Genomic DNA, 8319 nt, shown 5'->3' with positions numbered 1-8319 from the left:
AACTGCGCCACCGTTGCCGGCTGGACCGGGCGGGATCCCGCAGCGCTGGGCGGCATCCGGCCGGTGTTTGGCCGCGCCCTTTCCCATGGCTACGACATCGTCGAGCGGCGCGCATGAGCGCGCCGGCAAAAGCCCGCGCCGGCGCGCCCCGGCGACCCGCTGCGCGAGAGGCCACCTCGTCGTTGCTCGATACCGCTTACGAAGAGATCAAGCATCGCATCACCATCTGCACGTTCCGTCCCGGCGACTATCTCAACGAGGCCGAGATCTCGACCATGCTCGGCATCGGCCGCACGCCTGTTCATCAGGCGCTCGACCGGCTGATGGTCGAGGGCCTGGTGCAGGTGATGCCGCGCAAGGGCATCATCGTGAAGCCCGTCAGTCTCGACGAGGTGCTGCAGACCATCGAGGTGCGGCTTCTCAACGAGAGCTACTGCGTTCGCCTGGCCGCCGACCGTGCCAGCACCGCCGAGATTGACGAACTGACATCGATTCTTGAACGCGCCCAGAAGGAGCTCGCGACGCGCGACAGCGAACGCCTGATGCGCCTCGACCGCGAGTTTCACGGCGCGCTGGCGCGATCCGCGCGCAACCCGGTGCTCACCGATCTGCTCGGCCGGCTGCACGACCGGTCGCTTCGGTTCTGGATTCTCTCGCTGAACACGCCGGGTCATCACCTCAGCGTGCAGGAGCAGCATCTTGCGATTCTGGCCGCGATCCGCGATCGCGACCCGGATGGCGCCGAGCAGGCGATGCGGGCGCACATCGACGCCTTTCGCCGTAACCTGCTGCAAACCCTCTAGCCAAAACCGTCTAACCATGGCCGTTACCCAGCTCGCCCAAGGACGAAGACCAATCATGAAACTGGCCGTTCCCGATCTCATTTCCAATTCCTACTTCCCGGCGGTCGCCGCGGTCGAGCTCGGCCTGTTTGCCAGGCAAGGATTGGATGTTTCGCTTGAACTGATCTTCCCGGTCGACAAGGCCTATCGGGCGCTCCGCGACGGGGAAGTCGACTTCGTCGGCGGCTCCGCCCATTCGGCGCTTGCGGCGTTTCCGGAATGGAACGGCTGCAAGCTGCTCAGCGCCCAGGGCCAGGGCATGTACTGGTTCCTGGTCATGCGCGCCGGTTTGAACGCCAAGCGCGGCGATGTCGGGATCGTCAAGGGCCGCCGGATCGGCGCGGCCCCGTGGGTCGAGATGGGCCTGCGCCGTCTGCTCATCGAAGCTGGAATCGATCCGCAGCGGGACGGCGTGACGATCGCGCCCGTGCCCGGCGCCACCGGTGCCGGCGTGAATTTCGGCCTCACCGCCGCAAAAGCGCTTGAAGACGGCAAGATCGACGGTTTCTGGGCCAACGGAATGGGGACCGAAGTCGCGGTCCGGCGCGGCGTCGGCACCGTCGTGCTGGACGTGCGGCGTGGCGACGGCCCGAAAGCCTGCTTCAACTACACCATGGCGTCGATCGCTGCGAGTGACCGCCTGATCCACGACAATCCGAACGCCGCGGCAGGCGCGGTCCGCGCCGTGGTGGCGGCGCACGCCGCGCTCAAGGCCGAGCCCGGGCTCGCCGGGAACGTGGCGGCGAAACTTTTCCCGCCGCAGGAAGCGGCGCTGATCGTCGACCTGATCAAGCGCGACCTGCCTTATTATGACGCCTCCATCTCGCCAGACTTCGTCGAGGGCATGAACGCGTTCGCGCGCGATGTCGGCATCCTGACCGGGCATCCGGGTTACGCGGATGTTGTCGCCACGCAATTCGCCCCACTCTGGAACACCTGATCCCGGCCGGCCCCGCGCCGCCTACAATCCCCTGTCTCTCGGAAAGATCGATCGATGGCCATCAACAAGCTTCATGATGAATTCCACACCCTCGACATGGACAAGGGCTGGGAAGTGCCCGCCGGCTATCCGTCCGGCATCCAGCAGAAAATCCTGTCCGGCGAGCTCGACGAAGCCGGCAAACGCGGCAGCCGCACCCGGCTGCTCCGCTTCGACCCGGGCGTCTATACGACAACCCCCTTCGTGCACGACTATTGGGAAGAGGTTTTCCTTGTCAAAGGCGACCTGACGGTCGGCAATGACGCGAAGGGTCAGGGCGGCGAGGCGTTTGCCCCCTTCACCTATGCATGCCGGCCTCCGGGCGCGTATCATGGTCCGTTCTTCTCGAAGAATGGCTGTCTGCTGCTCGAGATCCACTATTTCGATCCGGCGTGAGGCGAGCCGTGACCGGGCGCCCGGCGTCGTGCGCTCGCCACTCACTCCCTCGCCTGAACGCATGAGGCCGCTGGCCCCGACAGACAGGACATCCCGCAACGGAGAGGCATGATGAGTTTCACGGATCGAGAATTCCGCGATGCGCTCGGACAGTTCGCTACCGGCGTCTGCGTGGTCACGGCGGAGGTCGACCATACGCTGCTCGGATCGACCGTCAGTTCCTTCAATTCCGTCTCGCTCGCGCCTCCGCTTGTGCTGTTCAGTCTCGCGCGTTCGGCCCTGACATTTCCGCTGTGGCTGAAGGCCACGCATTTTGGCGTGACCGTGCTCGCGGAGAGCCAGAGCGACATGTCGAACCGGTTTGCACGCGGCGGCCCGGAGAAATGGAGCGGCCTGGCGCCCGTGCGGGGCGCCAGCGGCGTTCCGCTGCTCAGGGGCGGCCTGGTGACGTTCGAATGCGAGACCTACGCCTGTTACGAAGGCGGGGACCACGAGATCATGGTCGGGCGGGTTCTGTCCTTCACACGGACCGAGACGACGCCTTTGCTTTTCCACGGCGGACGCTACTCCCGGCTTCTTTCCGATCGCCCGATCGCGACACCGCCGGATACCGACGTCTGGCTTCACGGCTGGTGACGGCGGGTAGCGCCGCCGACTTCTCCAGGTGATGCCGGCGCACTTCCGCCAGCGCATTCTCGGAATTCAGGATCAGGCGCCGCGCGACGTGATGCGCCATCTTGAGCGCCTCCGGATCGATGTCCCGGAACAGCGCGTCGTTGACCAACCGGATGAATGGCGCGACGCGGGCGATCTCATTTTCGCCATGCGGCAGCAGGGAAACGCGGACACTTCGCCGGTCGCTTGCACTCGGTCGCTTGGTGAGGAAGCCGGACCGTTCCAGGCGTCCGACCTCGGTCGTCACATGGGTGGAGGCTAGCGCAATGTGACTGGCCAGTTCGCGGATGGTGACGCCCTCGGTGCCCTGGCAATGGGCGACGCCCATGAGCACGACGAACTGGCTTGGCGTCAGCTCGAGCTCGCGCCCAAAGGCGTCCCGGCACGCCAGCAGGCGGCCCACGCTCTGCACCATGGCGTAGATGCTGAGGCGGAATTCCGCATCGGAGCCTTGCGTCAGGAACTCGGTGCGCGAGATGGTCGCGGGCGGCCTGTAGGCTTTTGGTTTCTTCATGTTGAACCCATGTCTTCGTCAGTCATGTCTTCGTCAGTCATGTCTTCGTCAGCTATCTCGTCGTCAACCAGGTGGTTCTGGAGCCGGATCGGATCTGATTGAATCAGAGCCGAAGCCTGCGATCCCTTGATGTGACGCATGATCCACGTCGTCCGAAAGCGCGCCGGCGTTTCGCGGGCGGCCCACAGCTGCGAGGATTGCCGCATTTCTGCGCGTCCTGGTGAAATATCACGCGCAGATCAGCGTTGACAGCTCCAATATTTAGCTACAACATGTAGCTGTCAGGTGTATGAACTTTCGCGGCGAGAGCCAGCCCGGCTCCCCTTGCCGCTTGCACAAGGAGGTCGAAATGAGCGCGACGGTATCCCGACAGATGGACGCCAGCGGCGCGACGCCGCTGCGCACCGGCGAGAACTTTCTGGCCGGTCTGCGCGCCAGCGAACGCACGATTTTCGTCGATGGCGAACGGATCAGCGATCCGACCCGCCATCCCGCGTTCAAGAACGCCGCCAGAACCTTCGCCGGGCTGTTCGATTATGCGGCGGCACCCGAAAACCGCGAGCGCATGACCTTCACATCGCCGGACACCGGCGGCCCGGTCTGGCGCTGTTTCCAGATTCCCCGTAGCCACGCGGACCTGCGCGCCAAACGGCTCGCGGCCGAGGGATGGGCCGAGCAGACCTTCGGCCTGATGGGGCGCACGCCCGATCACGTCGCGAATTTCTTCGCCGGTTACGCGGCGAAGCCCGAATTCTTCGCCAGGGGCGGGGCCGGATACGCCGAGAACGTCGTCAACTTCTACAAATACATTCGCGACAACCATAAATACGTCGTCTATGCGATCGTCCCGCCGCAGATCGATCGCGGCAAGCCGGCCCATCAACAGAGCGACCCGACCCTCTATGCCGGCGTGGTCAAGGAGACCGATTCCGGCATCGTCGTCCGCGGCGGCCAGCAGCTCGCGACCGGCGCCGTGTTCGCGGATTATGTCCAGATCAGCTGTATCCATCCGTTGCGGCCGGGCGATGAAAACTATGCGATCAGCGTTGCGATCCCGCTCGACGCCCCGGGCGTGAAACTCTACTCCCGCCGGGCTTTCGCGCTGCAGGCCACCAACGCCGAGGATTATCCGCTGACCACCCGCTTCGACGAGACCGACTCCTTCGTCGTGCTCGATAACGTCCTGGTCCCCTGGGAGCGCGTGTTCATCTACCGCAATCCCGAGCTGTGCTTCGGGCAGTGGTGGCAGACCCCCTCTCATTCCTACGGCAATCACCAGGCGCAGTCGCGCTACGCGACCAAGCTGCGCTTTCTGGTAGGGCTCGCCAAGCGCATGAACGAGGCCACTGGCAACGATGCGGCACCTCCGGTCCAGGTCGAAATGGGCGAACTGGCCGCCTACGCATCGATCGTCGAGAACATGCTGCACTCCCATGAGACCGTGGCAACGATCGACGAGAACGGCGTGCTGTGGCCGTCCAAGACCGCGCTCTATGCGGTCATGGCGCTGCAGGGGCAGATCAATCCGCACATGATCGACATCGTTCGCGAACTCACGGGCGCGGCGATGATCACGCTGCCGTCTTCGTCGCGCGACTTCGACAATCCGGAATCCGCGCCGGACATCGAGCGCTACTTCGTGTCGGGCAAGATGGGCGCGCGTGACCGCGTCCGCCTGATGCGACTGGCATGGGACTTCATCGGCACCGAGTTCGGCAATCGCCACCAGCAGTACGAGAAGTTCTATGGCGGCGCATCCTATCTTGTGAAGACCAACATGTACCGCGCCTATGATTTCAAGCGCGCCAGCGGAATGGTGGACGCGGCGCTGGGGCTTCCTCCGCTGATGTCCTGAGGCAGCGACGATGACGGGTGGCGCGGTGCATGCATGGGGCAGCGCGACATGGCGGTGGCGCCGACCAACGGCGTTCGGTCGGCGCAGTTCAAGTCAGGCCTCTACCCAGGACCGCACGCAGCTTCACAGCATCGACAGGGGACCCAGATGACGACAAGCGCCGAGACCGACATCCATCCGCTCGATAGCTCCGCCCCAGCAAGCTCGGCCGAAGCCCCCGCATCCCGACGGCGCTGGATCATCGCCTTCATCCTGTTCCTGGCGGTGCTGTCGGCCTTCTTCGACCGCATCAGCGTCGCGGTCCTGTTCACCAATACGGATTTCCAGAATGCGATGGGAACCGGCTTCAATCCGACACTGCTCGGATTGCTGATGACGTCGTTCGTGTTCGCCTATGGCTGTTCGGGGCTGTTCCTGAGTTTCGTCGGAGACCTCTACGGACCGCGTCGCTCGCTGGCGATCGGCACGGCTTTTTGGGGCGTGTTCATGGCTTTGATGGCCGGAGCCGGTTCGTTCACCACCATGCTTTCGTTGCGGATCCTGCTGGGGGTCGCGGAAGGCCCTCAGTTCGCGATCACCAATTCGCTGGTCAAGCGCTGGTTTCCAAGGCGCGAGCAGGCACGGGCCAACTCGATCTGGATGATCGGCAGTCCGCTCGGATCGGCCATCGGCTTTCCGTTGATGATCTACCTCGAGACGACGTTCGGCTGGCGTTCGGCGTTCGTGTTTCTTGCCGTTCTCAACGCATTGATCATTCTTCCGCTGGTCCTGATGTTGCTGAGGGATCAGCCGCCGGCCGCAGCCGCGCCGGCGGCCGCGCAGACAATGCCGGCCGAAACCGCCGCACCGCCGTCCTATCTTTCGCAGGTCGGATTATATTGTCGGGATTGGCGGTTCTGGATGCTGGTGATCTTCAACTCGGCCGCGCTGATTTATCTCTGGGGGCTCAACAGCTGGCTGCCGACCTATCTGATAAAGGTGCGCGGCTTCGATCCCCGCCAGACCAGCCTGTTTTCGTTCCTGCCGTTCTTCATGATGTTTCTGGGCGAGGTGGGGGCGGCCATTCTGTCGGACAAGATCGGCCGTCGTGCCATCATCTGCCTCGGGGGCCTGTTCGCGGCAGGGGTTGCGATGTACGCGGTGTCTGTCGTGTCGGACGCGCAAACGGCGGCCCTCCTGATCGCCGTGAGCGCATTCTTCTGGGGCTCGGCGCTGCCGCCATTGTTCGCGCTGTCGCTCCAGATCCTTCCGGCGCGCGCGGTGGCTTCCGGGGTCGGTGTCTTCAACGGCATCGGAAACATTGTCGGCGCCCTCTCGCCGGTCGTGATGGGGGCGCTGATCGCCCACACCGGGTCGTTCAATGCCGGCCTCATGGTCCTGGTCGGCGCCACCATCGTGGGCTCGGCCGCAATGATCCCGCTGGTAAGGCGGTTCTAGCGCGCCAGACACAGGAGCGGCCTGCAGCCAGAATTTTCTCCGCCGGAGCGCCGTTCAGGTCCGCGGACGGCGCGACGAAGATCCCGGGGTGTGCTGCTCGCGCAACGCGTCGGCCGAGACACAAACCACTTCGGAAATTTGCAGGAGCTGTCGGGCCAGCGGACTTGTCTTGCGCCAGACCATGCCAATGGTGCGCGAGGGTTGCGGGTTTTTGAAGCGCGTGACGGACACCGCCGCCGAGCGCGTCTCCACCGCCACGGCCATTTCCGGTATCAGCGTGACACCGATGCCGGCGCCGACCATCTGAACCAGGGTCGACAGCGAGCTCGCGTCCAGCACTTCCCGCGGCGGCGACGATTGCATATTGCAGAACGACAGCGCCTGATCGCGAAAACAGTGCCCCTCTTCCAGCAGCAGCAGCCGCATCTCGCACAGCATTTTGCTGGTGGGGACCGGCGTTCCCTCATCCGCGCCCGGCCGCACCAGCAGGAAATTTTCCGTAAACAAGGCGACCTCGGTCAGCGAAGGTTCGGACACCGGCAGAGCCACAATGGCGGTGTCAAGCCGACCTTCCGCGAGCTCTCGTATCAGCTTCGGCGTCAGCGTCTCGCGGACGTGAATGTCAAGTTCGGGATGCGTTCGCGTCAGGTTCCCGATCACCGTCGGCAGCAGATAGGGTGCAATCGTCGGAATCATGCCGATGCGCAGCCGGCCCACCAGCCGGTCTCGCGACGCGCGCGCGAAGTCTCCCAGTTCATCGACCGAGCCCAGGATGTCGCGGATACGCTGGGCGACCTCTTCGCCGAGCCTGGTCAGACTGACTTGTCGTGCGCCGCGCTCGAACAGCACGCCGCCCAGAGCGTCCTCCAGTTCCTTGATCTGCATCGACAAAGCCGGCTGCGAGATCGCACAGGCCTCGGCCGCGCGCCCGAAGTGACAATGACGTGACAGCGCATCGAAATAGCGAAGCTGTTTTAGCGTAGCATGGATCATCAGGTTATCTTATTGTAGCAATCAATAGAGTCAATTTCACCTGATGGCTTGCGTTGCGTAGAAAGCACGCGGCAGGGTGGAAAGAATCACGACAGGAGGCGCAATATGGATGACGTTACCAAGTGCCCGTTCACGGGCGGAGCCGGCGGACCCACCAATCGTGACTGGTGGCCGAACCAGTTGAACCTGCAGGTTCTCCACCAACACTCGACCTTGTCCAATCCGATGGGCGAGGTGTTCGACTATGCCAAGGAATTCAAGAGCCTCGATCTGGCTGCCGTGGTCAAGGATCTCCATGCCTTGATGACGGATTCGCAGGACTGGTGGCCGGCGGATTTCGGCCATTACGGCCCATTGTTCATTCGGATGGCGTGGCACAGCGCGGGCACCTACCGCATCGGCGACGGCCGTGGCGGCGCCGGATCCGGGCAGCAGCGATTCGCGCCTCTCAACAGTTGGCCGGACAATGCGAACCTCGACAAGGCGCGCCGGCTGCTGTGGCCGATCAAGAAAAAATACGGCCGGAAAATCTCCTGGGCCGACCTGATGATTCTCGCCGGCAACGTCGCGCTGGAGTCGATGGGTTTCCCGACCTTCGGTTTCGGCGGCGGGCGCGCGGATGTCTGGG

At 63.9% G+C, this 8319-nt stretch carries 10 protein-coding genes; 7 read left to right on the top strand and 3 right to left on the bottom strand.

Going from position 1 to position 8319, the window contains the following annotated elements; genetic code table 11:
* Positions 1 to 113: 113 nt before the first annotated feature.
* The 4 genes from ABR948_RS25750 to ABR948_RS25735 all read left to right on the top strand — a co-directional run bounded on the left by ABR948_RS25750 (position 114) and on the right by ABR948_RS25735 (position 2853).
* The gene (locus tag ABR948_RS25750; protein ID WP_428123335.1) at positions 114 to 803 is read left to right on the top strand and encodes a GntR family transcriptional regulator; all 690 of its coding nucleotides are present in this window, start codon (positions 114 to 116) and stop codon (positions 801 to 803) included.
* Positions 804 to 858: 55 nt separating this feature from the next.
* Positions 859 to 1782 carry an ABC transporter substrate-binding protein gene (locus ABR948_RS25745; protein WP_428123333.1) on the top strand — a complete coding sequence of 308 codons (924 nt, stop codon included), beginning with the start codon at positions 859 to 861 and terminating at the stop codon, positions 1780 to 1782.
* A gap of 54 nt (positions 1783 to 1836) precedes the next feature.
* Positions 1837 to 2217: a cupin domain-containing protein gene (locus ABR948_RS25740; RefSeq protein ID WP_428123332.1), complete on the top strand. Its 381-nt coding sequence runs from the start codon at positions 1837 to 1839 to the stop codon at positions 2215 to 2217.
* Positions 2218 to 2328: 111 nt separating this feature from the next.
* A complete protein-coding gene (locus ABR948_RS25735) occupies positions 2329 to 2853 on the top strand; it encodes a flavin reductase family protein (RefSeq protein ID WP_428123330.1) in 525 nt (174 codons plus the stop codon).
* Here the strand turns inward: ABR948_RS25735 and ABR948_RS25730 are convergent.
* Both ABR948_RS25730 and ABR948_RS25725 read right to left on the bottom strand, forming a co-directional pair.
* Positions 2738 to 3406 carry a MarR family winged helix-turn-helix transcriptional regulator gene (locus ABR948_RS25730; protein ID WP_428123329.1) on the bottom strand — a complete coding sequence of 223 codons (669 nt, stop codon included), beginning with the start codon at positions 3404 to 3406 and terminating at the stop codon, positions 2738 to 2740. The genes ABR948_RS25735 and ABR948_RS25730 overlap by 116 nt on opposite strands.
* Positions 3403 to 3612, bottom strand: coding sequence for a hypothetical protein (locus ABR948_RS25725; protein WP_428123328.1), 210 nt, complete (start codon positions 3610 to 3612; stop codon positions 3403 to 3405). The genes ABR948_RS25730 and ABR948_RS25725 overlap by 4 nt, the downstream gene beginning before the upstream one ends.
* 143 nt (positions 3613 to 3755) lie before the next feature.
* Between ABR948_RS25725 and ABR948_RS25720 the strand changes: the two genes are divergently transcribed.
* Positions 3756 to 5261 (top strand): 4-hydroxyphenylacetate 3-hydroxylase family protein, encoded by a 1506-nt coding sequence (locus tag ABR948_RS25720; RefSeq protein WP_428123326.1) that lies wholly within the window; start codon positions 3756 to 3758, stop codon positions 5259 to 5261.
* 147 nt (positions 5262 to 5408) lie between these two features.
* Positions 5409 to 6698 (top strand): MFS transporter, encoded by a 1290-nt coding sequence (locus ABR948_RS25715; protein WP_428123325.1) that lies wholly within the window; start codon positions 5409 to 5411, stop codon positions 6696 to 6698.
* Between the two features lie 54 nt (positions 6699 to 6752).
* On the opposite strand, the gene ABR948_RS25710 is transcribed toward ABR948_RS25715, so the two are convergent.
* Positions 6753 to 7691 (bottom strand): hydrogen peroxide-inducible genes activator, encoded by a 939-nt coding sequence (locus ABR948_RS25710; RefSeq protein ID WP_428123323.1) that lies wholly within the window; start codon positions 7689 to 7691, stop codon positions 6753 to 6755.
* A gap of 105 nt (positions 7692 to 7796) precedes the next feature.
* Between ABR948_RS25710 and ABR948_RS25705 the strand changes: the two genes are divergently transcribed.
* On the top strand, positions 7797 to 8319 hold a 523-nt coding region (locus ABR948_RS25705; RefSeq protein WP_428123322.1), incomplete at its 3' end, for a peroxidase family protein.

Origin of the sequence: Bradyrhizobium sp. (assembly GCF_050014615.1) — a bacterium.
Classification (GTDB): domain Bacteria; phylum Pseudomonadota; class Alphaproteobacteria; order Rhizobiales; family Xanthobacteraceae; genus Bradyrhizobium.
This window is presented reverse-complemented; position numbering and strand designations above follow the sequence as displayed.

What these genes read in the sequence shown, in the direction of transcription:
- ABR948_RS25740 (WP_428123332.1), top strand. Translation starts at nt 1,837, where the DNA reads ATGGCCATCAACAAGCTTCATGATGAATTCCACACCCTCGACATGGAC.
- ABR948_RS25725 (WP_428123328.1), bottom strand. Translation starts at nt 3,612, where the DNA reads ATGCGGCAATCCTCGCAGCTGTGGGCCGCCCGCGAAACGCCGGCGCGC.
- ABR948_RS25735 (WP_428123330.1), top strand. Translation starts at nt 2,329, where the DNA reads ATGAGTTTCACGGATCGAGAATTCCGCGATGCGCTCGGACAGTTCGCT.
- ABR948_RS25750 (WP_428123335.1), top strand. Translation starts at nt 114, where the DNA reads ATGAGCGCGCCGGCAAAAGCCCGCGCCGGCGCGCCCCGGCGACCCGCT.
- ABR948_RS25720 (WP_428123326.1), top strand. Translation starts at nt 3,756, where the DNA reads ATGAGCGCGACGGTATCCCGACAGATGGACGCCAGCGGCGCGACGCCG.
- ABR948_RS25715 (WP_428123325.1), top strand. Translation starts at nt 5,409, where the DNA reads ATGACGACAAGCGCCGAGACCGACATCCATCCGCTCGATAGCTCCGCC.
- ABR948_RS25710 (WP_428123323.1), bottom strand. Translation starts at nt 7,691, where the DNA reads ATGATCCATGCTACGCTAAAACAGCTTCGCTATTTCGATGCGCTGTCA.
- ABR948_RS25745 (WP_428123333.1), top strand. Translation starts at nt 859, where the DNA reads ATGAAACTGGCCGTTCCCGATCTCATTTCCAATTCCTACTTCCCGGCG.
- ABR948_RS25730 (WP_428123329.1), bottom strand. Translation starts at nt 3,406, where the DNA reads ATGAAGAAACCAAAAGCCTACAGGCCGCCCGCGACCATCTCGCGCACC.